At 64.4% G+C, this 26,705-nt stretch carries 28 protein-coding genes; 12 read left to right on the top strand and 16 right to left on the bottom strand.

All coding sequences use genetic code 11. The features are described 5' to 3' along the window. The first annotated feature begins 17 nt into the window (after positions 1-17). The 7 genes from ASC75_RS19285 (at position 18) to ASC75_RS19255 (ending at position 6,241) form a co-directional block, all read left to right on the top strand. Positions 18-1,022, top strand: a complete 1,005-nt coding sequence (locus ASC75_RS19285; RefSeq protein ID WP_055978801.1) for a TRAP transporter substrate-binding protein — start codon at positions 18-20, stop codon at positions 1,020-1,022. A gap of 82 nt (positions 1,023-1,104) precedes the next feature. After that, complete coding sequence (locus ASC75_RS19280; protein ID WP_055978798.1) at positions 1,105-1,650, top strand: TRAP transporter small permease; 546 nt, start codon at positions 1,105-1,107, stop codon at positions 1,648-1,650. Further along, positions 1,647-2,927: a TRAP transporter large permease subunit gene (locus tag ASC75_RS19275; protein WP_055978796.1), complete on the top strand. Its 1,281-nt coding sequence runs from the start codon at positions 1,647-1,649 to the stop codon at positions 2,925-2,927. Before ASC75_RS19280 ends, ASC75_RS19275 begins: the two co-directional genes overlap by 4 nt. Positions 2,928-2,967: 40 nt before the next feature. Next, entirely contained in the window at positions 2,968-3,918 is a 951-nt protein-coding gene (locus ASC75_RS19270) for a 2-dehydro-3-deoxygalactonokinase (protein ID WP_082496666.1), read from the top strand. A 12-nt stretch (positions 3,919-3,930) separates the two neighbouring features. Beyond that, a complete protein-coding gene (locus ASC75_RS19265; RefSeq protein ID WP_055978793.1) occupies positions 3,931-4,569 on the top strand; it encodes a 2-dehydro-3-deoxy-6-phosphogalactonate aldolase in 639 nt (212 codons plus the stop codon). A 222-nt stretch (positions 4,570-4,791) separates the two neighbouring features. Then, entirely contained in the window at positions 4,792-5,901 is a 1,110-nt protein-coding gene (locus ASC75_RS19260) for a helix-turn-helix transcriptional regulator (RefSeq protein ID WP_055978790.1), read from the top strand. Positions 5,902-5,962: 61 nt separating this feature from the next. Then, positions 5,963-6,241, top strand: coding sequence for a hypothetical protein (locus ASC75_RS19255; protein ID WP_055978787.1), 279 nt, complete (start codon positions 5,963-5,965; stop codon positions 6,239-6,241). A gap of 3 nt (positions 6,242-6,244) precedes the next feature. On the opposite strand, the gene hdaA is transcribed toward ASC75_RS19255, so the two are convergent. From hdaA to ASC75_RS19240, 3 genes are read right to left on the bottom strand one after another with little or no spacing between them, the layout of a single operon-like run. Next, positions 6,245-6,952, bottom strand: a complete 708-nt coding sequence (hdaA, locus tag ASC75_RS19250) for a DnaA regulatory inactivator HdaA (RefSeq protein ID WP_055978784.1) — start codon at positions 6,950-6,952, stop codon at positions 6,245-6,247. Further along, complete coding sequence (locus ASC75_RS19245; RefSeq protein WP_055978780.1) at positions 6,949-8,115, bottom strand: AI-2E family transporter; 1,167 nt, start codon at positions 8,113-8,115, stop codon at positions 6,949-6,951. The genes hdaA and ASC75_RS19245 overlap by 4 nt, the downstream gene beginning before the upstream one ends. Beyond that, positions 8,087-8,644 carry a CDP-alcohol phosphatidyltransferase family protein gene (locus ASC75_RS19240; protein ID WP_055979255.1) on the bottom strand — a complete coding sequence of 186 codons (558 nt, stop codon included), beginning with the start codon at positions 8,642-8,644 and terminating at the stop codon, positions 8,087-8,089. The genes ASC75_RS19245 and ASC75_RS19240 overlap by 29 nt, the downstream gene beginning before the upstream one ends. A gap of 193 nt (positions 8,645-8,837) precedes the next feature. On the opposite strand from ASC75_RS19240, the gene purM reads away from it, so the two are divergent. From purM to ASC75_RS19225, 3 genes are read left to right on the top strand one after another with little or no spacing between them, the layout of a single operon-like run. After that, complete coding sequence (gene purM, locus ASC75_RS19235) at positions 8,838-9,902, top strand: phosphoribosylformylglycinamidine cyclo-ligase (RefSeq protein ID WP_055978777.1); 1,065 nt, start codon at positions 8,838-8,840, stop codon at positions 9,900-9,902. Then, positions 9,899-10,606: a phosphoribosylglycinamide formyltransferase gene (gene purN, locus ASC75_RS19230; protein ID WP_055978774.1), complete on the top strand. Its 708-nt coding sequence runs from the start codon at positions 9,899-9,901 to the stop codon at positions 10,604-10,606. The genes purM and purN overlap by 4 nt, the downstream gene beginning before the upstream one ends. Positions 10,607-10,620: 14 nt before the next feature. Beyond that, positions 10,621-11,148: a histidine phosphatase family protein gene (locus ASC75_RS19225; protein ID WP_055978771.1), complete on the top strand. Its 528-nt coding sequence runs from the start codon at positions 10,621-10,623 to the stop codon at positions 11,146-11,148. Positions 11,149-11,153: 5 nt separating this feature from the next. On the opposite strand, the gene ASC75_RS19220 is transcribed toward ASC75_RS19225, so the two are convergent. From ASC75_RS19220 to ASC75_RS19190, 7 genes are all read right to left on the bottom strand, one after another. Continuing rightward, positions 11,154-11,759 (bottom strand): hypothetical protein, encoded by a 606-nt coding sequence (locus tag ASC75_RS19220; RefSeq protein ID WP_055978767.1) that lies wholly within the window; start codon positions 11,757-11,759, stop codon positions 11,154-11,156. A gap of 107 nt (positions 11,760-11,866) precedes the next feature. Continuing rightward, positions 11,867-12,760 carry a cation diffusion facilitator family transporter gene (locus ASC75_RS19215; RefSeq protein ID WP_055978764.1) on the bottom strand — a complete coding sequence of 298 codons (894 nt, stop codon included), beginning with the start codon at positions 12,758-12,760 and terminating at the stop codon, positions 11,867-11,869. 103 nt (positions 12,761-12,863) lie between these two features. Continuing rightward, entirely contained in the window at positions 12,864-14,969 is a 2,106-nt protein-coding gene (locus ASC75_RS19210) for a molybdopterin oxidoreductase family protein (RefSeq protein ID WP_055978761.1), read from the bottom strand. Positions 14,970-15,035: 66 nt separating this feature from the next. Beyond that, the gene (locus ASC75_RS19205) at positions 15,036-16,913 is read right to left on the bottom strand and encodes an ABC-F family ATP-binding cassette domain-containing protein (RefSeq protein ID WP_055979252.1); all 1,878 of its coding nucleotides are present in this window, start codon (positions 16,911-16,913) and stop codon (positions 15,036-15,038) included. Positions 16,914-16,999: 86 nt separating this feature from the next. After that, positions 17,000-18,274, bottom strand: coding sequence for an MFS transporter (locus tag ASC75_RS19200; protein ID WP_055978758.1), 1,275 nt, complete (start codon positions 18,272-18,274; stop codon positions 17,000-17,002). Between the two features lie 202 nt (positions 18,275-18,476). Continuing rightward, positions 18,477-19,106 (bottom strand): hypothetical protein, encoded by a 630-nt coding sequence (locus ASC75_RS19195; RefSeq protein ID WP_082496664.1) that lies wholly within the window; start codon positions 19,104-19,106, stop codon positions 18,477-18,479. Between the two features lie 233 nt (positions 19,107-19,339). Next, entirely contained in the window at positions 19,340-19,852 is a 513-nt protein-coding gene (locus ASC75_RS19190; RefSeq protein ID WP_055978752.1) for a DinB family protein, read from the bottom strand. Between the two features lie 60 nt (positions 19,853-19,912). Between ASC75_RS19190 and ASC75_RS19185 the strand changes: the two genes are divergently transcribed. Further along, the gene (locus tag ASC75_RS19185; protein ID WP_055978749.1) at positions 19,913-20,605 is read left to right on the top strand and encodes a glutathione S-transferase family protein; all 693 of its coding nucleotides are present in this window, start codon (positions 19,913-19,915) and stop codon (positions 20,603-20,605) included. Between the two features lie 73 nt (positions 20,606-20,678). Continuing rightward, a complete protein-coding gene (ndk, locus tag ASC75_RS19180; protein WP_018427138.1) occupies positions 20,679-21,101 on the top strand; it encodes a nucleoside-diphosphate kinase in 423 nt (140 codons plus the stop codon). A gap of 145 nt (positions 21,102-21,246) precedes the next feature. Here ndk and ASC75_RS19175 read toward each other — a convergent pair whose 3' ends face one another. From ASC75_RS19175 to ASC75_RS19150, 6 genes are all read right to left on the bottom strand, one after another. After that, positions 21,247-22,011: a YbaY family lipoprotein gene (locus ASC75_RS19175; RefSeq protein ID WP_055978746.1), complete on the bottom strand. Its 765-nt coding sequence runs from the start codon at positions 22,009-22,011 to the stop codon at positions 21,247-21,249. Between the two features lie 120 nt (positions 22,012-22,131). After that, complete coding sequence (locus ASC75_RS19170; RefSeq protein WP_055978743.1) at positions 22,132-22,605, bottom strand: molybdenum cofactor biosynthesis protein MoaE; 474 nt, start codon at positions 22,603-22,605, stop codon at positions 22,132-22,134. 3 nt (positions 22,606-22,608) lie between these two features. Next, positions 22,609-22,863 (bottom strand): molybdopterin converting factor subunit 1, encoded by a 255-nt coding sequence (gene moaD, locus ASC75_RS19165; protein WP_055978740.1) that lies wholly within the window; start codon positions 22,861-22,863, stop codon positions 22,609-22,611. Between the two features lie 4 nt (positions 22,864-22,867). Next, complete coding sequence (gene pgsA / locus ASC75_RS19160) at positions 22,868-23,464, bottom strand: CDP-diacylglycerol--glycerol-3-phosphate 3-phosphatidyltransferase (protein WP_055978737.1); 597 nt, start codon at positions 23,462-23,464, stop codon at positions 22,868-22,870. A gap of 106 nt (positions 23,465-23,570) precedes the next feature. Further along, positions 23,571-25,634 (bottom strand): excinuclease ABC subunit UvrC, encoded by a 2,064-nt coding sequence (gene uvrC / locus ASC75_RS19155; protein WP_055978735.1) that lies wholly within the window; start codon positions 25,632-25,634, stop codon positions 23,571-23,573. Continuing rightward, positions 25,631-26,395, bottom strand: a complete 765-nt coding sequence (locus ASC75_RS19150; protein ID WP_055978732.1) for an SDR family oxidoreductase — start codon at positions 26,393-26,395, stop codon at positions 25,631-25,633. The genes uvrC and ASC75_RS19150 overlap by 4 nt, the downstream gene beginning before the upstream one ends. Positions 26,396-26,705: the final 310 nt, after the last annotated feature.

The raw sequence follows: 26,705 nt of genomic DNA, 5'->3' as shown, positions 1-26,705 counted from the left end.
CCAAGAGAGGAGTTAACATGCGTCTCAAAGCGCTCGCATTCACGCTGGCTGCAGCCGTCAGCCTCGTCGGCCTTGCCGGCCAGGCAACTGCCGCCCGGCTCGGGCATGGCATGCCGGCAGAGCACCCCCAGGCCGTAGCCATGAAGAAGTTCGCCGAAGACGTCGCCAAGGCGACCGAAAACCGCGTCGAGATCCAGGTCTTCGACGGCGGCATCCTCGGCGGCGACGACAAGATGCTGCAGGCCGCGCAGAGCGGCACGCTCGAACTCTACATCGGCGGCGTCGCGCCGCTCTCCGGCAGGATCAAGGAAGTCCAGATTTTCGACTTCCCGTTCATGTTTGCGAACCGCGAGGAAGCCGGCGCCGTGCTGAACGGTCCGATCGGCCGCAAGATGCTCGATCGCATGTCGGAGATCGGCCTGACCGGTCTCGCCTGGAGCGAGTTCGGCTTCCGCAACCTGACCAACGGCCAAAAGCCGATCAAGTCGGTCGACGACATTTCGGGTCTGAAGCTGCGCGTCATGCAGAACCCGGTGGCTCTCGACACCTGGAAGGCACTGGGTGCCAACGCCGTGACGATGTCCTTCTCCGAGGTGTTCTCAGCGCTGGAGACCAAGGCGCTGGACGGCCAGGAAAACCCGCTCGCCCACATCTATGCCAACCGCATCTACGAGGTGCAGAAGTACATCACGGTGACCAACCACGTCTATTCGCCGGTGGCCATCGTCGCCTCCAAGACCTGGTTCGAAGGCCTGTCGGAAGCTGACCGCAAGGCTGTGATGACCGCTGCCGCCGACGCTTCGGCCTACCAGGCCAAGCTGATCGCTGAAAACGAAGGCAAGATCACCGACCAGCTCAAGGCAACCGGCATCGAGATCGATGCGATGCCGGACGCCGAACTCGCCAAGATGCGCGAGATCGTCAAGCCGGTGGTCGACAAATACACCGCGTCGGTCGGCGCCGACTTCGTGGCGGAATTCACCGCCGCCGTCGAAGCCGCGCGCAAGGGCGCAGCCAACTGACACGCAAGCCAAGAGATGCCGCAGGCGGGAACGCCTGCGGCATCTCCGCATGTGTCCCTGATCCATTCGGGAGGTCCGAACAATGACGCGTCTCGTCGACAGATTTTTTCAGCTGCTTGAAACCGTCATGGTGGTCTGCATAGCCGGCATGTTCGTGATGGTGCTTGGCAACGTCATCTTGCGCGCCGGGTTCAACACCGGCATCGACATCTCCGAAGAGCTGCCGCGCTTCCTGTTCATCTGGCTGACCTTCATCGGGGCCGTGGTGGCGATGCGGGAGAACCGGCATCTCGGCGTCGACACCGTCGTCCTGGCACTGCCCGTCAGGTGGCGGCGGATATGCTGGACGATCTCCCAGATCCTGATCTTCGTGTGCAGCGTCTACATCTTCGTCGGCACCTTCATGCAGCACGAGATCAACGCCAACACCATTTCGACGGTCATGCAGCTGCCCATGAGCTGGGTCTACGGCGTGACCCTCATAACCGGCGCGCTGATGGCTGCGCTCTGCATCCACAATCTGGTTCGTCTGGCGCGTGGCCAGGTCCGCGACGACGAACTCATTCAGGTCGAGGAAGAAGGCATGCACGAGGTCGATTCCAGCGTTCAGGCGGCGCGCAAATCATGACCATCCTCATCTTCGTCGTTTCGCTGCTTGGGGCGATGGCGATCGGCATGCCGGTCGCAATGGCCCTCGTCGTGTCGGGCCTCGCCCTGATGTTCCACATGGGCATGACCGATCCCCAGATCATCGTGCAGAACATGTGGGACGGCGCCAACAGCTTCCCTCTGCTTGCCGTGCCGTTCTTCATGCTGGCCGGCGAATTCATGAATGCCGGCGGCATCACCCGGCGCATCATCCACATGGCTATGGCGTGGGTGGGACACCTGCGCGGCGGCCTCGGCTTCGTGGCGATCGGTGCTGCCGTCGTCATGGCCTCGCTCTCCGGCTCGGCCGTCGCTGACACGGCAGCGCTGGCCGCAGTGCTGCTGCCGATGATGCGGCAGGCAGGCTACGACCCCTACCGCTCCGGCGGCCTGATCGCAGCCGGCGGCATCATCGCTCCCGTCATCCCGCCGTCCATCGGCATGATCCTGTACGGCGTCGCCGCCCAGGTCTCGATCTCCAAGCTTTTCCTCGCCGGCATCGTGCCCGGCATCCTCATGGGCACGTCGCTGCTGGTGACGTGGATGTATGTCGCCCGCAAGGACAAGATCGAGGTGGCGCCCAAGCCGCCGCTCAAGGAGCGGCTTCGCCTCACGCTCGACAGCTTCTGGGGCCTGATGCTGCCGGTCATCATCATCGGCGGTCTCAAGGGCGGCTTCTTCACGCCGACCGAAGCCGCTGTCGTGGCGGCCATGTACGCCTTGATCATCGGCCTGTTCGTCAACCGCGAGCTGAAGTTTGGCCAGCTCTACGGTCTCCTGCTCAATGCCGCGAAGACGACGTCGGTGGTGATGTTCCTGGTCGCAGCAGCCTCGGTCTCGGCCTGGCTGATCGCCGCGGCCAACATGCCGGCCCAGATGGTGGCGCTGCTGGAGCCGATCATGGACAACCAGATGCTGCTCATCCTGGTGCTGATGGTGCTGGTGCTGATCGTCGGCAGCGCGCTCGACTTCGCGCCCACCATCCTGATCCTGACCCCGGTTCTGGTGCCGGTGCTGAAGCAGGCCGGCATCGACCCGGTCTATTTCGGCGTGCTGTTCATCATGAACAACGCGATCGGGCTGATCACCCCGCCCGTCGGCACGGTGCTCAACGTCGTCTGCGGCGTCGGCAACATGCGCATGGGCAAGCTGATGAAGGGCATCTGGCCGTTCCTCCTGGCCGAGACCGTGGTGCTGTTCCTGCTCGTGCTGTTCCCCGAACTGGTGATGGCACCGATGCGCTGGATGAGCCAGTGACGACGCCAACGCTCCCGAAATCACGCCAAGGATCGCCTACATGAGCATCTCGCAGGATACCTCCATAGCCTCGACCGCAGCGCAGGGCGATGCGTTCTGCGTGGCGGTCGACTGGGGCACCAGCAGCTTCCGAGCCTGGCTTCTGGCCCGGGACGGCAAGGTGCTGGCGGAAAGCCGCGGGCCAGAGGGCATGACGCATTGCGTGACGTCGGGCTTCGAGCCGGTGCTGCGCGCGCACCTGGTGAAGCTGGCGGCACCGGCATCCCTGCCGATCCTGATCTGCGGCATGGCCGGGGCGCGTCAGGGCTGGGTCGAGGCGCCCTATGTCGACGCGCCGACACGGCTGACCGACTTCGCGACCAGAGCCGTCCGCGTGCCGAACGGCTTTGCCGACATCCGCATCCTGCCCGGCATCGCCCAGCGCGACCCGCTGGCGCCCGAGGTGATGCGCGGGGAAGAGACCCAGCTTCTCGGTCTCGGCGCGGGTGTGGCGCGCCAGCTCGTCTGCATGCCGGGCACCCACAGCAAATGGGTGGTGCTCGAAGATGGCTGGCTGAGGCGGTTTGCGACCCTGATGACAGGCGAGCTCTTCGGCCTGCTCAGCAAACATTCCACCCTCGCCTTCGCCATCGAGGCCGACGTCAAGTTCGGCACCGATGCGCCGGCCTTCCTCAACGCCCTCGACAAGGGCGCTGCAGACCCGTGCCTGGCATTGAGCAGGCTGTTCGGCGTCCGCGCCGCGCAACTGCTCGGCTTCGAGACCAGGAGCGATGGCGCGGCACACCTCTCTGGCCTGCTGATCGGGGCTGAAGTGCTGGCCGCCAGGCAGAACTTCCCCGACCACGCCGACGTTACCCTGGTGGCCTCGGGGTCGGTGGCCGAACTCTATCGGGCGGCACTCCAGCGCGTCGGCTTGAACGTCAAGCACGTCGACGCCGACCACGCCGTCCGCCAGGGCCTTTATCTGGCCGCGCATTCACTCTGGGCATAAGGAACAAAGAACATGGCCTCAATCATCGCCTGGCCGCAGCTGCAGCGTTCGCTCGTCGCCATCCTGCGCGGCATCAAGCCGGCGGAAGCCGAATCGATCGTCGGCACGCTGGTCGAGGAAGGCTTCGAACTGATCGAGATCCCGCTCAACTCGCCGGATCCCTACACCTCGATTCGCAAGGCGGTCGACGCATTCGGCAGCACGTGCGTGATCGGTGCCGGAACCGTGCTTTCCGCCGAACAGGTCGACCGGCTGGCCGATGCGGGCGGCCGCCTGGTGGTCAGCCCGAACATCGAACCTTCGGTGATCGCGCGCGCGTCGGAGCACAAGATGCTGACCATGCCGGGCGTCTTCACGCCGACCGAGGCGCTGCTGGCGGTCAAGTGCGGTGCGTCGGCGCTCAAGTTCTTCCCCGGCAGCGTGCTCGGCACAAGCGGGGTCGCGGCGATCAAGACCATCCTGCCCCCCGAAACGATCGTCGGTGTCGTCGGCGGCGTTTCCGAGGCATCTTTCGCAGACTTCAGGAAGATCGGCGTGTCGACCTTCGGCATGGGGTCAAACCTCTATGCGCCAGGCGACGATGCGGCGACAGTGCGCGGCAAGGCCCGCCGGTTGATCGCGGCCTACGACCAGGCAGCCGAGATCAACTAGCGCCCCTGCATCGCCGACTGGCAACATCGGTGCGCCGCACTGCAACGCTCCGGCACACGATAAGAATCTGGATGTAATCCGCAGAAATCGCGTGCCGCGTTCCCAAAATACCGGCTGATCAAGCACGCTAACACCAGGATTGCGACATTTGGGCACCTGCCGCAGAGTTTGCCTGCGGCAGACGTGATGCTATCCTTCTACTTGGGTGGGAGTAGCGAACGATTGCCGGAACTTTCCGAGAGATTCATCGACCAGATCTACGAAGCTTCTTTCGTACCGGAGAAATGGCCGACATTGCTTGAAGGACTCGCGCATGCCGTCGAGGGCATGGGCGGCTATCTGTTCACCATCAGCCAGGGCGCCTCGGCCTTTGCCGCATCGGAAGCGGTCGCGCCCCATGTGGAAGCGTTCATGCGCGAAGGCTGGATGGCCGTTAACACACGCGCCGCACGAGCCTCGGCCCTCGCCCATCCAGGTTTCATCACCGACCTCGACGCCTTCACCGAAGAAGAATTGGACAGCGAGCCCATCTACCGCGACTTCCTCCGCCCGAGAGGTATGGGCTGGGCCGCGGGCACGCACATCCCGCTTCCGACGGGGGACGTGCTGTCCTTCAATCTCGAACGTCGGACAGTCCGAGGTCCCTTCGAGCGGCACTATGTCGATTCCCTCGATCGCATGCGGCCACACTTGGCGCGCGCCGCCATGGTCAGCGCCCGCATGGGCCTGGAAAAAGCACACGCCGGCGCCGACGCGCTGGAGGCGCTGGGCCTGCCGGCAGCGGTGCTGGGCGCGCACGGACAATTGCTGGCCTGCAACGGGCTGATGCACGAATTGATCCCAGCCACCATCCAGGACGGCACCGGTCGCGCCCGGATCACGGACAAGAAAGCCGACGCGCTGCTTGAGAATGCACTGACCGCCTTGGCCGCCGGCACAAGGCGCGGCATCGTCCAGTCGTTTCCGATCACTGGTCGCGACGGCAAGCCGTCCAGCGTCGCCCATCTCCTGCCTGTGCGCGGTTCGGTGCACGACCTGTTCAGCCGAATCCACTGCATCCTCGTCATCATGCCCCTGCCCGGCCCCGGCGCGCCGCCGGCCAATGTGCTGCAGGCACTGTTCGACCTGACGCCGAGCGAAGCGCGAATCGCGTCGGCGCTGGCCGATGGCCGGTCGATCGATGCCATCAGCACGGATTTTGGCATCGCGCGGGAGACCGTGCGCACGCATCTGCGCTCGATCTTCGCCAAATCGGGCGTTTCCAAGCAATCGGCCCTGGTCCGTCTGCTGATCGGGGTGACCCTGTCTTGCGGTTCCCTGAAGGGTGGCTAGACGATAGGCCTACTCGACAGCTGGCCGATGACCTGCGCATCTGGTCCGGGGAGGAACAAAAGTGCCGTATCTCGACATCTATTTCACGCAGATCATCGACCCGTTCCGCATCGGGCTGCTGATCGCGCTGGTGCTGACCGCTGCAAACACCGCTCAAGCGCTCAATCGCTGGATCCCGATCGCCTTGGGCATCGTCTTCGTCGCCGTGCTGATCCCTCTCAGCATCGGGGCGAACAGCGCAGTCGACACCCCGACATCGGTCCTCGTCGGTCTCGCCTCGAATGCGACGATCCTCGCCGTCCTGCTCGGCGCAAAGGCACTGTACTCACGCTTGGCCTGACGGTCAGAGTTCCAATTCGCCCTGCCCGGCATCGAACGCACCGACCGTCTCGGCGGCAAGCGCCCGTGTGATGCGGGTCTTCTGCTCGAGTGCAGCGCGGTCAAGACGGTCGACCACGCGGATGGCCGTCGACAGCGATCGCTCGATTCGCCGAACCAGGAACTGCACGACATGCGGGTCGACTTCGACCTGGCGGTCGGCGAACAGCTTGGTGATGACGCCTGCCAAAAGCAGGTCGTCCGGCTCCTCGATCTCGACCGTCGCTGCCGCCTTCAGGCGCGAGGCGAGATCGGGAAGCGTGACGCCCCAGGCGGCAGGAAAGCTGCGTGCCGTCAGCAGCAAATGGGAGCCGGCGCCGCGCACGGTGTTGATGAGGTGGAACAGGCCGTCCTGGTCGAGCCTGCCCCGGTCGACGTCGTCGATCAGAACCGGCGCAGCACCGATCTCGCCGACATGGGCCGCGATGTCGGACCCCGATATTTCGACCGCTCCGGCATGCTCGCGCCAGATCGCCGCCAGGTGCGTCTTGCCCGATCCCGCCGGACCGGCCAGCAGAACCACCGGCGCCGGCCATGCTGGCCATCGGTCGATCAGCGACGCCGCCTGGGCATTGGCTGCGGAGACGACGAGATCGTCGCGTGAGAACCCCGGCGAATGGCCGAGGTCGAGCGGCAGCTGGCGCGGTTTCCGAGGCTCGCGCGACACGTTCATTTATCCGGGTTGGACCCGCTCGCCTTGCGGGCCTCGACAGGCGGCGGCACCGCATGGCCGTGATAGAGCGGCGACTCCAGATAGCGCCCAATGGCAAAGCGGACCAGAACAGCGACGGCAGCAGCGGCGGGCACGGCTACCAGCAAGCCGACAAAGCCGAACAGCGCACCGAACGCGAACAGCGCGAACATCAGCCAGACCGGATGCAGGCCGACACTCTTGCCGACCAGCCGCGGCTGCAGAATGTTGCCCTCGATGAACTGACCGACGAAGAAGACCGCAGCCACGGCCACCACCATGGTCCAGTCCGGCCAGAACTGCACGAAGGCGACGCCGACCGACAGCACCAGCCCGACCATCGAGCCGACATAGGGAATGAAGCTGATCAGCCCGGCGAACAGGCCGATGAGAACGCCGAAGTTCAGCCCTGTCAGCGTCAGGCCGATGGCATACATCACGCCGAGCACCAGGCAGAGCGTGCCCTGGCCGCGGACAAAGCCCGCAGTCGCGGCGTTGATGTCGGTGGCAAGCCGGCGCACCGTCTCGACGTGGTCGCGCGGCACCCAGCTGTCGACGACGGCAACCATGCGGTCCCAGTCGAGCAGCATGTAGAAGGCCACGACTGGCGTGATGACGAACAGGCTGGCGATGGAAAACAGCGCGACGCCCGAACTCCAGATCGACTGGAAGACGGTCGACAGGAAGCCGAAGCCGGTACTCAGCAGCGAGTTGAGGCCTTCGCGCAGACCGGCCGCGTCGACGCCGAAGCGCTGTTCCAGCCATTGCGGGTCGAAATTTGTGACCAGTTGCTGGAGTTTCTCGACATAGCCCGGCACCTTGGCCGCGAAATCCGCCATCTGCGAGGCCAGCACCGGAATCAGCACCACCAGCGCCAACGTCAGCAAGACGATAAAGCAGACGAGGATCACCACCGTCGCCATGATGCGCGACAGGCCAAGCCGCTGCAGCCTGTCGGCGACCGGGTCGAGGAAATAGGCAAGCGCCATGCCGGCCACGAAAGGCAGCAGGATGTTGCTGAACAAATAGAGGAAACCGGCGAACAGGACGGCGGTGATCAGCCAAAAGCGGATCTGCTTGCGGAATGCCGCGGACGCGGCCTCTTCGGCCGCCTCGTCATCGGTTGGGAGTTTCGCCTTCGCCATAACCGCTCATGTGCCTCAGCCAAGCCACGAGATAGGCTGCCGCGGAAGCCACGGTCAAGAGGCCGGACAGTATTATCAACGCCGGCCGAACGGGGCCAAGTTCGAAGGTAAAGGCAAGTTCGGCAAGGACAATCGCGGCCAGGACGATCTGCATCGCGGTGTTGACCTTGGACACCATCAGCGGCTTGACCACCACCGGATTGCCCATCACCGTCGACAGCAGCACCGCGCAGACGATCAACGCATCGCGCGACACGGCGAGGATCACTAGCCACAGCGGCAAGTGATCCATGATGCCGAGCACGACGAAGACGCTGACCAGCAGCAGCTTGTCGGCAATCGGGTCGAGATAGGCGCCGAGCTCGGAACGCTGGTTGAAATGGCGGGCGATGAAACCGTCGACGCCGTCCGAGACACCTGCGATGACAAAGCCGGCAAAGGCCCAGTCCCATCGCGCCGAGAGCATGGCATAGATCACGCAAGGCACCAGAATGAGCCTCATGATTGTGATCATGTTCGGAATGGTCACAATGGACATCCACCCTTTGTCTTTTCCCGATACATGGGCGACAGTTCACCGGACCACAAGAGTCAGGCAGGGTAGCGAGCCCTGTCCACGGCTTTGACAGGCGCATCCGGTCGCACCGGGCCACTGTCGCTTGCGGGAACGGGCCGTTCATGCGAATAGCGCGCAAAAGGCGTAGGACATCAGGATTTTGACGATGAGCGAAGGCAGCAAGGGTCTCACCTACGCGCAGGCGGGCGTCGACATCGACGCCGGGAACCTGATGGTCGAGAAGATCAAACCGCTGGTGCGCTCGACGCGCCGGCCAGGTGCGGATGGCGAGATCGGCGGCTTCGGCGGCCTGTTCGACCTCAAGGCGGCGGGTTTCAGCGACCCGATCCTGGTCGCGGCCAATGACGGCGTCGGCACCAAGCTCAAGATCGCCATCGATGCCGGCAAGCACGACACCATAGGCGTCGACCTCGTCGCCATGTGCGTCAACGACATCGTCGTCCAGGGCGCCGAGCCACTTCTGTTCCTCGACTACTTCGCCACCGGCAAGCTCGATCCCAACCAGGGCGCCGACATCGTCTCGGGCATCGCCGAGGGCTGCCGCCAGGCCGGCTGCGCGCTGATCGGCGGCGAAACCGCCGAAATGCCGGGCATGTATCACGGCAACGACTACGACCTCGCCGGCTTCGCCGTCGGTGCCGCCGAGCGCGGACAACTCCTGCCGACCGACGACGTGGTCGAGGGCGACGTGCTGCTTGGCCTCGCCTCCTCGGGCGTGCACTCCAACGGCTATTCGCTTGTCCGCCGCATCGTCGAGAAATCCGGCGTCAAATGGGCTGACCGCGCACCCTTCGCCGACGGGCCGACGCTCGCCGAAGCATTGCTCGAGCCGACCCGCATCTACGTCAAGTCGCTGCTCAAGGCGATCCGCGAGACCCACGGCATCAAGGCGCTTGCCCACATCACCGGCGGCGGCTTCCCCGAAAACATCCCCAGGGTGTTGCCCAAGGAATTCTCGGCCGAGCTCGATCTCTCGGCGATCGAAGTGCCGCGCGTGTTTTCGTGGCTGGCAGAGACCGGCGGCGTCGCGCCGGAAGAAATGATGCGCACCTTCAACTGCGGCGTCGGCATGATCGCGGTCGTAGCCGCCGGCCAGGCCGCACAGGTCGCGGCAGTGCTGCAGGAAGCGGGCGAAACGGTCACGCCGATCGGCCGCATCGTGCCGCGTCGCCACACCGGCGTCATCTATCGCGGGTCGCTCGCCCTATGAATGCGCCGCGTAAACGCACCGTCATCCTGATCTCCGGCCGTGGTTCCAACATGGCCGCGCTGATCGACGCAGCGGCCGATCCGGCCTTTCCGGCCGAGATCGTCGGCGTCATCTCCGACCAGGCAAACGCGCTCGGCCTCGGCATTGCAGCCAGCCGCGGCGTCGCCACCAAGGTCATCGCCCGCGCCGACCATGCCAGCAAGGATGCCCATGACGCGTCCATCGATGCGGCGCTTGCCACTTTCGGCGCCGAGATCGTCGCCCTTGCCGGCTACATGCGGCTTCTGACGACCGAGTTCGTCGAGAAGTGGCAGGGGCGGATGATCAACATCCACCCGGCACTGCTGCCTTCGTTCAAGGGTCTCGATACGCACAGCCGCGCGCTCGATGCCGGCATCCGCGTCCATGGCTGCACGGTTCATTTCGTCACGCCAGCCATGGACGACGGTCCGATCATCGCCCAGGCGGCCGTGCCCGTTCTGATCGACGACGACGAGCCGACGCTTTCGGCCCGCGTGCTCAGGGCCGAGCACAGGCTCTACCCCCTCGCCCTCAAGCTGTTCGCCGAAGGCAAGGTGCGCATGGATGGCAGCCGCTCGGCCTTTTCGGGCTTTGCCGAGACGACGAGCCACGCATCGGTCGAGGCCCCGAGCCCGGCCCGCGAAGAGGTCGACTTCGAACAGCTGGCACGCATCACGCCCTGAACGGGGAAAACGGCATGGCGAAGACCAGGCAACTGCTGCTTCTGCGCCATGCCAAGTCGAGCTGGGACGATGCCGCGTTCGCCGATTTCGATCGTCCGCTCGCCCAGCGGGGCGAAAAATCGGCGCCAATGATGGGGGCGGAGATCGCCGGCCGTGGCTGGCTGCCCGACCTCGTGCTCGTTTCCCCCGCGCTCCGTACGTTGCAGACATGGCAGCTGGCCTCGGCAGCATGGCCGCGCCCCCTGCCCCCAGCCGATTTCCCACACGGGCTCTATGAGGCATCGGCGGACGCCGTGCTGGCGGAGGCGCAGGCTGCTCCCGCCTCGGTGCGAACGCTGCTGGTGGTTGGCCACAATCCCGGCCTCGAGGACTTTGCGCGCGAGCTTGCCGGCCACGGCTCGGACGGCCAGGCACTTCGGTCCATGACCGAGAAATTCCCGACAGCTGCGCTGGCCCGCTTCGAATTCGAGGGCGCCTGGGACGGGTTGCAATTCGGCAGCGCCCGGCTGACACATTTTCTCAAGCCCAGAGACCTGGGCTGAAGGTATCAGAACCGGCGGCGGAGCAACGGCACCAGCCAGGGCATCGCCAGGATCAAGGCAGCGCCCAGCGCCCACACGACGACAATCAGCGGGCGCAGCACCACGCCGACAAGGCTGACCAGTCCGGCGAGAAAGCCCGTGGTCTGGGCGCTGTCCACGGCGCCAACGACCTCCTTGCCGATGCCGGTCGCAGCCGCGGCGTCTTTGCCGGTCTCGACAAGCGCGCCGACATTGGAAGACGCCCAGGCAAGAATGCTGTCGACGAGGCCGTAGCCGACCCAGGCAAACAAGGACCACAGGACCAGCGCGACGAGCGCTGCGCCCAGGCGCAATTTCGGCCGTTTCGACCGAGGTTCGGGCCGCGCATTGGCGCTGCGGCCGAACGGCCGGCCCTGCGACCCGTATTCGCCAGCGCCCCAATTGTCGTTCTCGACGCCACGCCTGTCGGGGTCCTTGTCATCGGAGGCGTTCTTGGATCCCAATGTGGCGAGGGCTGCGGCGAGCAGCAGCCCTCCACGGCCCTTGCCGTCGCTGCGGCGAAACTCGGTGCCATAGCCTCGGCCTTTCGACTTCCCGCCATGCTTGCCGTTCCTGAAGCCATGTCCACCCATCGACTGTCTCCTTTGAGTGCCGAGCCTGAAGTCGGCCCGGAAAGCATAGGATCTCTAGTTACTAGAGCTTCAAGGGCAACGTAGACGGCAAGACAGAATGACGCAGCTCAGTGGATGCTCTCCAGCGGCGCGCAGTTCTCGCGCTCCATCTGCAGCGTGGTGTGGTGAAGGTCGAACTTGTCCTGCAAGCGGGCTTCGATCGCACGGCGCACCGTCTCAGCGTCGGCACCTTCCTCCAGTACCACATGGGCCGTCAGCGACGCCTTGCTCTGGGTGATCGCCCAGAGATGCAGGTCGTGCACCGAGTCCGCACCCGGTACGGTGGCAACGGCTTGCTCGACCTCGGCCAGGTTCATGCCGGGCGGCACGCCTTCGAGCAGGATGTTGACGCATTCCTTGAGGAGTACCCAGGTGCGCGGGAACACCATGAAGCCGATGCCGACGGCGATCAGCGAATCCACCCACTGCCAGCCGGTGAACCAGATGACGAGCGCGCCGGCTATGACGCCGACCGAACCCAGCATGTCGGCCCAGACTTCGAGATAGGCGCCCTTGACGTTGAGGCTCTTGTCCTTGTGCCCGGTCAGCAGGCGCATCGACGTGAAATTGACGGCAAGGCCGATGACGGCGACGACGAGCATGCCGAGCGAGGCGATCTCGGTCGGCTGGTTGAGCCGCTCATAGGCCTCGTAGAGGATGTAGAAGGCTATGCCGAGCAGCACCAGCGCATTGAACGCCGCGGCCAGGATCTCGAAGCGGGCGTAGCCATAGGTGCGCAACAGGTCGGCGGCGCGCCGGCCCACCTTGATGGCGATCAGCGCGATCGCCAGCGCCATGGCGTCGGTCGCCATGTGCATGGCATCGGAGATCAGCGCCAGGCTGCCGGTGACGATGCCGCCGACAACCTCGGCGATCATGAAGCCGCCGGTCAAGCCGAATGCCAGCCAGAGCCTGGTCTCCGGCGTGTTCTGCATGTCGCCGTGATCGTGATCGCCGCTCATCGTTCGTCCCCTCGCGCCGCGCTGGCGCCATATTGGGGAGACGGGCGGAATTGAAAACCCCTTCCGCCCTCACCGCGGATCACCTTGTCGTGGGTGAGCGCATCTACACCGCGCGCACCCAAACCTTGTTGTCGTGCACGGCCGCACCGCCATAGGGCGCCGGCGCGTCGGCACCGGTCAGCACGTTGATGCCCTCGCCGCGCTCATGATCCGAATTCGGCCAGATGCCCTCGGCGATGACCACGCCACGCTGGATCTTGTCGAACAGTTTCGCATGCAGCACGACTTCGCCGCGCGTGTTGCCGATTTCGACGCGGTCGCCCGTTGAAACGCCCATCGCCGCGGCATCCTCGGGATGGATCAGCAATTCGGGCCGCCCTTCCTTCTCGCGCGACACAGGCGTCTCGGCGAAGGTCGAATTGAGGAAGTTGCGCGCCGGGGAGGTCGCCAGCCGGAACGGATGCTCGGCATCGGCCACCTCGATCAGATCGACATGGTCGGGGAACTCCGGCAGTTGCTGGTAGGGCCCGAAAATGCCCATGCTCTTCGGCGGCTTGTTGGGCGCCGAACCGCCATTCCACTGCGGCTTGAAGCGGAACTTGCCGTCGGGATGGCCGAACCCGTTGAGGAAATGCGCGTCCTCGAACTCGGGCTGCATGTCCGCCCATTTCTTGTCCTTGAACGAAGCGAAATCGCCGAGCCCCTTCTTCGTCAGTATGACGTCGATGTGCTCGCGTTCGGTCATGCCGAAGCCGGGCAGATGCGCCACGCCAAGCCGCTTGCCCAGTTCCTCGATGACGTAGTGATTGGTGCCCGGCCCCTCCGGCGGGTCGATCAGCTTCGGACCCAGCGTGATGTGCTGGTTGCCGCCGCCCTTGTAGATATCGTCATGCTCGAGGAACATCGTCGCCGGCAGCACGACGTCGGCGACCTTCGCGGTGTCGGTCATGAACTGCTCATGCACGCAAGCGAACAGGTCGTCGCGCAGGAAGCCCTGGCGCACCAGGCGCTGCTCGGGCGCGACATTCATCGGATTGGTATTTTGGACCAGCAGCGCCGTCACCGGCGGGCCGCCATATAGCGCATCCTCGGCACCTGTCAGCACCGGGCCGATGCGCGAATGGTCGAGGTAGCGGATCTTGGGATCGCGAAACTTGGTGCCTTCGAGCAGCTCGCCATTGAGCTTGAAGATGCCCGAATTGGAGTGGAAAGCGCCGCCGCCTTCATGCTGCCAGGCCCCCGTCACCGCCGGGATCGACAGCGCGGCATGCATGTTGACCGAGCCGTTGCGTTGACGCGAAAAGCCGTAGCCGAGGCGGAAGAACGTCTTCTTGGTGGTGCCGACGAGCCGGGCGAAGGCCTCGATATCGTCGACCGACAGGCCGGTGATGCCAGCCGCCCATTCCGGCGTCCTGTCGCGCAGGTGCGCTTCCAGGCCCTTGGGGTCGTCGGTGTATTTTTCGAGATAAGGCCGGTCGGCAAGGCCATCGCGGAACAGCACATGCATGACAGCGCAGGCCAGGGCGGCGTCGGTGCCGGGCTTCAGCACCAGGCCCATGTCGGCCTGCTTCATGGTGGCCGTCTCGTAGATGTCGATAACGACGATCCTGGTCCCGCGTTCCTTGCGCGCCTTGATCGCATGCGTCATCACATTGACCTGGGTGACCACGGCATTGGTGCCCCAGATCACCACGCAGTCGGACTTGCCCATCTCGCGCGGGTCGGATCCGCGTAGCGCGCCCGTGCCCATCACATAGCCGGTCCAGGCCAGGTTGGTGCAGATCGAGCCGAAGAAGCCCGAGTACTTCTTGGCGTGTCGCAGCCGCTCGATGCCGTCGCGCTGCACCAGCCCCATCGTGCCGGCGTAGAAATAGGGCCAGACGGTCTCCGAGCCGTACTTCTCCTCGGCGGCGATGAATTTTTCGGCGACGAGGTCGAGTGCCGCTTCCCAGCTCGCTTCCTTCCAGTGGCCGTCGCCCTTGGCGCCGGCGCGGATCAGCGGCTTCAGCAAACGGTCGGGATGGTGGACGCGGTCGGCATAACGCGCGACCTTGGCGCAGATCACGCCAGCCGTGTAGCTGTTGTCCTTGGCGCCGTGCACCCGGCCAATGCGCTTGTCGTCGAGCAGTTCGACGTCGAGCGCGCAGGTCGAGGGGCAGTCATGCGGACAGGCGGAATGGCCGACCCTGATCTTGGCGTGCTGGTTCATGGCGCCCTTTTACCCTGATGTCGGATTGGCGTGTAGGGCCAATCCGACAATGGTCTGACCGCCAGCCTATTCCGCGATGCCTTCCTCATATTCAGCCGACATCGTCAGCCATTTTTCCTCATGGCCGTTGAGCTGGGCGCCGAGTTGCGAGCGCTCCTTGGCAAGCTGCGTCGCGGTCGTCGGGTCCTTCTCGTAGAGCTTCGGATCGGCAAGCTGGTCCTCGATGGTGTCGATCCGCTTGCGGATGCGGTCCATCAGCGCCTCGGTGGCACGGATTTCCTTGGCCAGCGGCTCGAGGGCGGCACGCCGCGCCGCGGCCTCGCGCCGCTTGTCGGCCTTGGACGCCTTGTCGGCCTCGCGCTTCTCGCGCCGGTCGCCCGACACGCCGGTCACCAGCGTCTTGTAGTCTTCGAGATCGCCGTCATACGGATTGACCGACCCGTCCTTGACCAGCCACAGCCGGTCGGCCGTGGCCTCGAGAAGATGGCGGTCGTGGCTGATCAGGATGACGGCGCCCGGAAACTCGTTGAGCGCCATGATCAACGCCTCGCGGCTGTCGATGTCGAGGTGGTTGGTGGGCTCGTCGAGGATGAACAGATTCGGTCCGTCAAAGGCGGAAAGCCCCATCAGCAGGCGCGCCTTTTCGCCACCGGAGAGGTCCTTGGCGGCGGTGTTCATCTTCTCCGTGGGCAGTCCGAACTGGGCGACCCGGGCCCTCACCTTCGATTCCGGCGCCTCAGGCATCAGCCGGCGGACATGCTCGTAGGCATTTTCCTCGGGCCTCAAATCGTCGAGCTGGTGCTGGGCGAAGATCGCGACCTTGAGTCCCGGCGCGACGGTCACCGAGCCGGTCTCGGCCTTCAGGCGCCCCGCCAGAAGCTTGGCAAAGGTCGACTTGCCGTTGCCGTTGGCGCCGAGAAGCGCAATGCGGTCGTCGGCATCGATGCGCAGCGTCATCTTCTTGAGGATCGGCTTGTCGGCCTGATAGCCGACATTGACGGCATTGAGCGCGACGATCGGCGACGCCACGGTCTTCACCGGTTCGGGAAAGCTGAACGGCCTGACATTGTCCTCCATCAGCGCCGCGATCGGCTTCATCTTCTCCAGCGCCTTGATGCGCGACTGCGCCTGGCGCGCCTTCGATGCCTTGGCGCGGAAACGGTCGACGAAGGATTGCAGGTGCTTGCGCGCCGCTTCCTGCTTGACGCGGCCCTTTTCCTGCAGCTCGCGCTGCTCGGCGATCTGGCGCTCGAACTGGTCGTAGCCGCCGCGCCAGAAGGTCATCTTCTTCTGGTCGAGATGGACGATCGAATTGACCGCGCGGTTGAGCAGATCGCGGTCGTGGCTGATCAATAGAACGGTGTGCGGGTACTTCGACACATAGTTCTCGAGCCACAGCGTGCCTTCGAGATCGAGATAGTTGGTCGGTTCGTCGAGCAGCAACAGATCGGGCTCAGAAAACAACACCGCCGCCAGCGCCACGCGCATGCGCCAGCCGCCCGAAAAGGACGAAGCCGGACGGCGTTGCGCCTCATCGTCGAAGCCGAGGCCGGCGAGAATTGTCGCCGCGCGGGATTCGGCCGAATGCGCCTCGATGTCGGCCAAACGGATGTGAATCTCGGCGATGCGATGCGGGTCGGTTGCCGTCTGCTCCTCGGCGAGAAGTGCCGTGCGCTCGACATCGGCCTTGAGCACGATCTCGATCAGCGGCTCCTCGGTGCCGGGCGCTTCCTGCGCCACCTGGCCGATGCGGGTGTTCTTGGGCAGGCTGATGCTGCCGGTTTCCGAACTGAAATCGCCGGTGATCGCCTTGAACAGCGTCGTCTTGCCGGTGCCGTTGCGGCCGACGAGGCCGGCCTTGGTACCGGCAGGCAAGGTCAGCGACGCGTGGTCGAGGAGAAGGCGTCCGGCGATACGGAGGGAAAGATCGTTGATGATAAGCATGGCGGCGGTTTTGGCCGAGAGTTGCAGCAATGGCAAGGGTGCGCTGCGCACGTTAGACGCAACGCATGGTCGAAAATGCCTTGGGTTCAGGCGATAGCCGGCCTGCCCATGCGGTGCATGGCGCCTTCGCTCGCCTCACTACCGAGAACGGCGGCACGGCCATCCAGCGAGGCAGGGGGCGGCGAAGCGTAGCCAAGAGCGAAGAGCACGGCCGAGCCGGCAGCGAAGGCCGCAAAGAGCATGAACATGCCTTGCCCGCCAAACATGCCGAGCATCATTCCACCGAGCAGCGGCCCGAAGAAATTGCCCACCGAGCACAGCGAATGTGCGCCGAAATAGGCCCCGCGGTTGCCGTCGTTCGAGATCCGGTCGACCAGCACATATTCCGAGGGAACCACCAGGACCTCGCCGATGGTGAACAGCACCATGAAGCCGATCAGCATGGTGGCGCTGGTGGCAAAGGCAAAACCGACCTCGCCGCCGAGAAACAGCAGGCAGCCGAGCACCATTGCCTTCATCGGCCCGATGCGCTCGATCACCATCCGCGCCGGTGCCGTGGCAAGAACCACCACCGCCGCGTTGGTGGTCACCAGCCAGGCAAAGATCGTGACGCCGTCTTCCAGGCTGGTGGTGAGATACTGCGACAGGGTTACCGACCATTGGCCGTAGACGGCCAGCAGCAGCGTGCCGCCACCGAGGTAGAAGATCAGCCTGCGGTCGCGCAAAGTCGCGAGCAAGCGGCGGAAGCCTGGCATCTGCGCAGCCGCATTGGCTCCAGCCGTACCGACGAAGACGGCCGGGACGATGAGGAAGATCGCGGCCGAGAAGGCGAAGTGCACCGTACCGGCGATGAAGAACGGCATCGGCGAATTGGCGCCGATGGCGATGCCGATCATCGGCCCGACGGCCCAGCCGGCATTGATCACCAGATAACGCCAGGAAAACACCTTGAGCCTGAGCTGTTCGGGCGCCGCATCGCTCATCAGCGCACGGGAGACAGGTTCGTAGACGGCGGCAGCCACCGACGAGACGATGTGGGCAATGGCAAATGCGGCGACAGATTGCGCCAGCCCCAGGCCGACCAGCCCGAGACCGGCGAACAACAGCGCCACAGTCAGCACGCTGCGGCGGCCGATGCGGTCGGACAGCGTTCCTGCAAAGGGGCTGGCGGCGGCGCCAAGCAACGGACCGGCGCCGATCAGCATGCCGATGGTTGCCGGGCCGAGGCCGAAATCCTTCTGAAGGCGGATGGCCAGGAAGGTCAGTGTCATGCCGCGCGCGATCGCCACCATGCCGGAGCCCGCGATGAGCAGCAGCACGATTGCCTGGCCGGTCTTTTTGCCGAAGGCGCGCAAGGGCATTCCCCGTGGTTCGAAAATCGCGGTCGCCAATGGGATATGAAATCCGTGGCTGACCGTCGCATCCCTCTGTCTCACCCGGGGCGAGAAGGCAAGCGGCCGCAACGGCAGGATGTCATGATCCAGACAGGCTCATGACATTTCGCTCCTGGAAAACGAAACGGCCCGCAGATCGCGGGCCGTCCGAAAAGTCTGATTGGGCGCCTCAGCGGCTGGCGGTGCGCAGCAGCTTGCAGAGCTCGCGCAGGTCGCTTTCAAAGGCCATCGGGTTCGACAGAACCATCTTGCAGCGCTTGACGTAGGCCGCCACCTGCGCCGCGCTCATGCCTTTGATCACGCCAGGATTAATGCCGGGAACGCCCGGGCCGCCGGGTCCACCGGGACCGCCAGGGCCGGCAATGCCGGGACCGCCGACGTTGACGCCGAGGTCGAGCAACGTGCTGCCGCCCAGTCCGACATTGGTACTGACCTTGGCCAGGCTGCCATTGCCGCCGACATTGGCCCCGAGATTGGCGTTGAGCCCGCGCGATCCGCCGACAGTGGCATTGGCCTTGGCATCGACCAGGCCCTTGCTGCTGCCCACATTGGCGCCGACATTGGCGTTGATGCCCTTCGAGCCGCCGACCGAGGCGCTGACATCCGCGCCGGCGAGCCCCTTGCTGCCGCCGCTGCCCAGGCCGACGTCTGCGTTGACGCCGCCCGATCCGCCCACCGTCGCGCCGATGCCCTTAGAATCGACAGAGACGCCGAGGCCGCCGCTACGGCTGCCGATCTCGAGTGCCGTCGCCGGCAGGCTCAACGCGGCAAGGACGACGCCCCCTGCCAGAGCTTTCACAAGAGTCGTTGAACAACAATATGCCATGTCCTTCTCCCTGTGGTTGCCAAATGCAACAACCAGTCACCTGAAACCGGCTGCACTTCAACCAACGTCACACCGCAGGAATAAGTTTCATCGATTTCTTGTTTTCCTTAGATTTTCTCTGCGCAATCGACCGCATCTACTTGCGATAGTAAATTCTCAAACGATTTTTATATTTCATTTTTAAAATATAAAAATTTAATTCTATTTTACGCAAACGCCCTGCCATCTTCCGTTCTCTGAAACTGAATGAGGTCGAGGCCGACCGACTCCCGACCGAGAACTGTCAGGATCATATGGGCCTGTCCGCGATGGTGGGTCTGGTGATTGAAGAGGTGCACCAGCGCCGGCGCCAGCCGCTGGGAAATGGTGCGCATGTCGGTGACGGTCATGTAGGTGAAGCGGCCGGCAAATGCCGCATCGCTGAGCGAGCCGATCCATTCCACGATGCGCTGGTCCTCGGCCTTGCGTGCCACCCGCAGCTTGTCGAAGTCGGCATGGACGATCGTATCCAGGGCGGCCGGCGCATCGCCTTCGCCGGTGAAGCGCTTCATCCAGATGCGGTCGGCAACCAGCAGATGGTTGAGCGTACCCCTCAGCGACTTGAAGAAAGCGCCGGTATCGCGGGCGAACTGTTCTTCGTCGAGCGTGGCTGCGGCCTGGTAAATCCGCTCGTTGGCCCATTGATTGTAGGCGGCCAACATCATGAAATACTGCTTCATCTGATATCCTTCGGCACTTCGCATTCAATTCCCTCCTTACTACAGCCCATCGGGAACCCAATGACCATTCTGCTCTATGATCTCGTCGGCCGCGACGCGGCCCGCCCGTTCAGCCCGCATTGCTGGAAGGTGGCGATGGCACTCGCCCACAAGGGACTCGACTATCGCGCGGTTCCGACGCGCTTCCTCGAAGTCCCCGGGATAGAAGGCGGTGTCTCGACGACCATCCCGGTTATCCGCGACGGCGACAAGGTCGTGTCCGATTCCTTCGCCATCGCGCTCTATCTCGAAGAGACCTATCCCGACCGACCGACGCTGTTCGGTGGCAAGGGTGGCCAGGCACATGCACGCTTTATCGAGCGCTGGTCGCAACTGACCATCCATCCCTATCTCGGCGTTACCGCTCTCGGCGCCCTGCACGGCATGCAGGACGACGCCAATGCAGGCTACTTCCGCAGCAGCCGCGAAGCGCGCTACGGCAAAGCGCTGGAGGAGGTTACGGCAGGGCGCGAGGCGGGACTCTCCAGCTTCCGGGCAGCGCTCGAACCACTGCGCAGCATGCTGTCCTATCAGCGGTGGATCGGCGGCGACGGCCCGCTGTTTGCCGACTACATCGTGTTCGGCGCCTTCCAGTGGGTGCGCGTCGCCACGGCATTCCAGTCCATCGACGCGAACGACCCCATCGCGGAGTGGTTCGGCCGCTGCCTCGATCTCCACGCCGGACTCGGACGCAGCGTGCCAGCGGCAGCCTGACCCCTTGGCAATGCGGCGGGCGGCCTGTATAGAGCCCGCCACACTGCAAATCCCCATATCACAAGGACCTATCATGGCGATCGAACGCACTTTTTCGATGATCAAGCCGGACGCAACCAGGCGCAACCTGACCGGCGCCATCACCAAGATGCTCGAGGATGCCGGCCTGCGCGTCGTCGCTTCCAAGCGCGTGTGGATGAGCCGCCGCGAGGCCGAGGGCTTCTACGCCGTCCACAAGGAACGTCCCTTCTTCGGCGAGCTCGTCGAGTTCATGTCGTCGGCCCCGACGATCGTCCAGGTTCTCGAAGGCGAAAACGCGATTGCCAAGAACCGCGAAGTGATGGGCGCCACCAACCCGGCCAACGCTGCCGAAGGCACCATCCGCAAGGTCCACGCCCTGTCGATCGGCGAAAACTCCGTCCACGGCTCGGACGCTCCCGAGACCGCTGCCGAAGAGATCGCCTACTGGTTCTCGGGTACCGAGGTCGTCGGCTGATTCAGCCGAGGCTCTCAAGCCACTGATACAGAATCGAAAGCCGGGGCCTGCGCCCCGGCTTTTTCTTTGTTCCGAAGGCTTCTCCCAGATCGCAAGACTAAGCTATTTCAATGGCTTGTCTTGCTCCGCCGAGAAACCGATTCAATCAGCCGGCGACGAAGCGCAGCACGTCCTTGCCGTCCTTGTCGGCGAGGATCAGCTTGCCTGCTTCGATACGGAACGCGGCGGCACGGCCCAGCGCTTCGTGGAACTTGTGTTCCTGGTCCATGGCCGCCTGCTCGCAGGCCATCTGCGTCGAGCCTACCTGTCCGAACTCGATCTTGCTGCCGTCGACCTTGGCGCTGCCGAAATAGCCGTTGCAGCCACCGCGACCGGAGACCTTGCCGTCCTTGCCAAGGCGCAGCGTCGACTTGGCCTTCTCGCTGACCGCAGCGCCGCCAATGTCTTCGGCCACCCAGTCACGCTCGAAGATGCTTTCGTCCTCGGCCGCGCCCGACTGCCTAACCATCTTGACCACCATCGTCTGCGGGCCGGCGGTCAACGGGTCGAGCCCATGATGCTCATCGTTGATGAACCAAAGCTGGCCATCGACGCTGATGCGCGCCTGCAGGGCATAGGTCATGTTGGTCTTGATGGCGGCCGGGTCGAAGGGAATCGCAAACTTGATCGGCACCTGGCCGGCAGGATCGATCTTCTGCTCGCCGAGTATCCTGGCGGGGGCATCGGCCAGGGAGACATCGGCAAGCTGCACAGAAAGCACCGCATTCGGCGGCAGGGCGATGCGCTCGCGATAGAGCACCTCGCCGGTGACCGACGTCTCGTCGGCCGCAGCCATGACGGGAACCGCCAGCATGCCGATCACCATCGGCGCAAAGCCGAAGACTAGAAATTCTGCGAGTTTGCCGATCATGGCTTTCTCCCCAATGCGTTGTTGCCGAGACGGCGCGCCGGAGCGCGGCGTTTCGCGAATGAAGCTACAAAGGATTGCGGTGGTTCCAAGGCCGCCGACGCATCTCGCCGCGGCCACCCGTCACTGTCCGGCCCAGCGGGCGGCCGCGATCTCGTCGCTTTCCCTGGCATCCACCCAGCCGCCCTCGCTGCCGTCGATGCGATGCTCCTTCTTCCAGAAGGGCGCACGCGACTTGAGATAGTCCATCAGGAAGCTCGCGCCATCGAAGGCCGCCTGCCTGTGCGTGGAGGCGGCAACCACCAGCACGATGTTCTCGCCGGGCCGGATGCGGCCAAAACGGTGGATCACAGTGATACCGGAAAGCGGCCAGCGCGCGATGGCCTCGCCGGCAATCCGCGCGATCTCGGCCTCGGCCATGCCGGGATAGTGCTCCAATTCGAGCGCCGAGAGGCTGCCCTGCTCGTCGCGGCAAAGGCCAGTGAACGTCACGACGGCGCCGATATCGGCCCTGCCCTGCGTCAGCCTGGCAATCTCGGCGGCGACGTCGAAATCGGCTGCCTGGATCCGCACCATCGGCACGACAGCGGCATTCATGGCCTAGCCACCCGTCATCGGCGGGAACAGCGCGATCTCGCGGGCACCGGCGACCGCCTCGCGGTGGTCGACATGCTCCTGGTTGATCGCCACGCGGATCACCTCGGGATGCTGCAGCGCGCTTTCGAACTCCTCGCCGCGCGACTTCAGCCACAGCAGGAGATCGCGCACCGTCTTCACCTCGGCGGGCAAATCGATGTCTTCTTCGGTCTTGCCGATGCGCTCGCGCACCCAGGCAAAATAGATGAGCTTGGTCATGGCTTCACTCGTCCATGATATGCTTCAGGCCGGCACGGAAATAGTCGTAGCCGGTATATAGCGTCACCAATGCCGCGATCCACAACAGCACGAGGCCAATCTGGGTCGTCAGCGGGAAGATCTTGTCTCCGGCGGGACCGGCGAGCAAGAAGGCGATTGCCACCATCTGGATGGCGGTCTTCCATTTGGCGAGCTGGGTGACCGGCACGCTGACCTTCAGCGCCGCCAGATATTCGCGCAGGCCCGAGACCAGGATCTCGCGGCACAGGATGATGATCGCCGCCCACAGCGACCAGCCAGCGATGCCGCCGCGATTGTCGGTGTCGGCTGCGAGCAGCAGCAGGCAGGTCGCGACCAGCAGCTTGTCGGCGATCGGGTCGAGCATGCGGCCGATGTTCGAGGTCTGCTTCCAGGCACGCGCCAGGTAGCCGTCGAGATAGTCGGTGATGCTTGCGATGACGAAGATGGCCAGCGCACTCCAGCGGGCGAAATCGCTCGACTGCAAGCGCCCCTCCAGAAAAAAGCAGAGAACCACCAGCGGCACGGCCAAGATGCGCGCATAGGTAAGCATGTTGGGCAGGTTGAATGCGCGCTGGGCCATGGTCTCTTATGCTCTTTCGTCTGCCTTAGTGAAATCAGAAGGGCGGGCTGGGGGTCAACTGCCTATCGATAGTCCAGGCGGTCACTGGACGGCAATCCATCGTTCATCACCCATTATCGTGAAAATGGTTGTAAACAAGGCGTGCGATCGACTCCGAGATACCTTCCACCGCCATCAGGTCGTCCACCGCCGCCCGGCTTACCGCCTTTGCCGTGCCGAAAGCATGTAACAAAGCGCGTTTGCGCGACGGGCCGATGCCGCCGATCTCGTCGAGCGGGTTCTTGACCATCTCCTTCTTGCGCCGCGCCCGGTGCGAGCCGATGGCAAAGCGATGCGCCTCGTCGCGCAGGCGCTGGACGAAATAGAGCACCGGATCGCGCACCGGCAGCGAGAACGAATCCTTGCCCCTGACGAAGAAGCGCTCGCGCCCGGCCTCGCGATCCTGCCCCTTGGCGACGCCGATCGCCACGACGCGATCCTCGACGCCGAGTTCGGCAAGCATGGCGCGGACTGCGGTCATTTGCCCCTGCCCGCCATCGATGAGGATGACATCCGGCCAGGCGGGAAAGGCGCCGTTGCCCTCCAGGCCGTCTTCGGATTCGGCGTTCTCGTCGCCATGTTCCTTGAGCAGCCGCGAGAATCGCCGCGTCATCACCTCGCGCATCATGCCGAAATCGTCGCCAGGGGTGATGTCGGTCGAGCGGATGTTGAACTTGCGGTACTGGTTCTTCACGAAGCCTTCGGGCCCGGCAACGATCATGCCGCCGACGGCGTTGGTGCCCATGATGTGCGAGTTGTCGTAGACCTCGATCCGCACCGGCGCCTTTTCCAGCCCGAAGGTCTGGGCGAAACCTTCCAACAAGCGCGCCTGTGTCGACGTTTCGGCGAGGCGCCGCCCGAGTGCCTCGCGGGCGTTCTGCAGGGCGTGATCGACCATGTCCTTCTTTTCGCCGCGCTGCGGCACCGAGATCGCCACCTTGTGCCCGGCACGGGTGGAAAGCGCCTCGGCCAGCAATTCCTGCTCCTCGACCGAATGCGACAGCAGCAGGGCACGCGGCGACGGCTTGTCGTCGTAGAATTGCGCCAGGAAAGAACCGAGCACCTCGGCCGCCTCCAGGGACGGATCGGCCTTGGGGAAATAGGCGCGGTTGCCCCAGTTCTGGCCGGTGCGGAAGAAGAACACCTGGATGCCGGTCTGGCCGCCTTCCTGATGGATGGCGAAGACATCGGCCTCGTCGATGGTTTGCGGATTGATGCCCTGGTGGCTCTGCACATGCGACAAGGCGGCGAGACGGTCGCGATAGATGGCGGCACGCTCGAAATCGAGTTCCTCCGCCGCCTGCTGCATCTGGCTCGAAATCTCGGTCTTCACCTTCTGGCTGCGGCCGGACAGGAAGTCCTTCGCCTCCTGCACCAGCTCGTCATAGCCCTCGCGCGAAATCTCGCCGGTGCAGGGTCCGGCGCAGCGCTTGATCTGGAACAGTAGGCAGGGCCGCGTGCGATTGTCGAAGAAGCTGTCGGTGCAACTGCGCAGCAGGAAGGCGCGCTGCAGCGAGTTGATGGTACGGCCGACGGCCTGCGCCGAGGCGAAGGGGCCGAAATAGTCCCCGCCCTTGCGCGAACGCGCGCCGCGATGCTTGTAGATGCCCGGCGCCGTGTGATCACTGGTCAGCATGATGTAGGGGAACGACTTGTCGTCCCGCATGAGCACGTTGAAGCGCGGGCGAAGCCGCTTGATAAGGTTCGCCTCAAGCAGCAGCGCCTCGATCTCGGTGCGGGTGACGACGAACTCCATCGTCGCCGTCTCGCGCACCATCTTGCCGATGCGGTTGGTGTGGAAACGTCCCTGCGCGTAGTTGGTGACGCGCTTCTTCAGGCTGCGCGCCTTGCCGACATAGAGCACGTCGCCGGCGGCATTCATCATGCGGTAGACGCCCGGTGCGTTCGGAAGGCGCTTGACCAGGGTCTGGATCACCTCGGCGCCGACCATGCCGTCGGCGTCGCCGGCATGCGCGGTCCAGTCGATCGCGGTGAACGGCAGGTCGGGACCGCCGGGAGCGACTGCCTCCTCCATCGCCTCGTCGTCGTCGAGTTCGACGTCGGGCATGTCTTCGGCGGCACTGGCGCCCTTGCGGGGGCCCGGACCGGAATCTGGCTGGCGAGGACTCATTCCACCATGCCTGTCACGTCCGGCGTCTGCCAGGCGAGATGCTGGCCGCCATCGAGCGCGATCATCTGGCCGGTCACCGAACGCGCCTGCCAGAGATAGCGGATCGTCTCGCCGAACTCCTGGAGGGTCGGACCGCGCTTCAGAATCAGCCCGTCGAGCTGGGCGCCAAAGGCTTCCGCGTCCTGCCGCGAACTCGGCAAAGTCGGGCCAGGGCCAATGGCGTTGACGCGGATCCGCGGCGCCAGCGCCTGCGCCATGGTCCGGGTTGCCGCCCAAAGCGCCGCCTTCGAAAGCGAATAGGAAAAATACTGCGGCGTCGGCTTGAGCACGCGCTGGTCGATCATGTTGACGACCAGCCCCTCCGCCCCCTCGGGCAGGGCTGCGGCAAAGTTCTTGGCCAGCAGCGCCGGCGCCTTCACGTGCAGGGCAAAATGGCGGTCCCAGGTCTCCCAGCCGAAATCCGTGACCGAATCGCCTTCGAAGACGGAAGCGTTGTTGACGAGCAGGTCGATCGGCCCCAATGCGGCGCTGGCCGCGGCAAGCAAACCGTCCACGGCAGCCATGTCGGCAAGGTCCGCCTGCACAACTGTCGCGCGGCCGCCATTGGCATTGATCGTGGCAGCCAGATCATCGGCCGCCTTGCGCGCGTGGTTGCAGTGAATGGCGACGCCAAAGCCATGCGCGGCAAGGTCCTCGGTGATCGCACGACCGATGCGCTTGGCCCCACCCGTCACCAGCACGTTGCCTGCCATGTTCGCCATCCAGTCCTCTTCCTCTCATGCTGTCGCCAGCCTCGCCGGAGGCAGGCGCGGTTACATCTCGGTAACCTATGTAAAAAGCGGTTCATCGATCTGGCAGCAATGTGGCGAAGGCCTCGAATACCACCTCAAAACCTGCCCGCGAAGCATGCCGGCAAGCGAGATATAGAACGCCCAATCCCATGTACCAAGCGGCCTGAGGCAAAACGCGGCCAAAGCTGCTGACAAGGCTGTTGCATTAGCGCAACGTCATGTTTCAGCCTCATTTGCGCCGGCCAATCACCTTACTTCAGGTTCGGTTCAGCCGCATTTC

Origin of the sequence: Aminobacter sp. DSM 101952 (assembly GCF_001424795.1) — a bacterium.
Lineage (GTDB): Bacteria > Pseudomonadota > Alphaproteobacteria > Rhizobiales > Rhizobiaceae > Aminobacter > Aminobacter aganoensis.
This window is presented reverse-complemented; position numbering and strand designations above follow the sequence as displayed.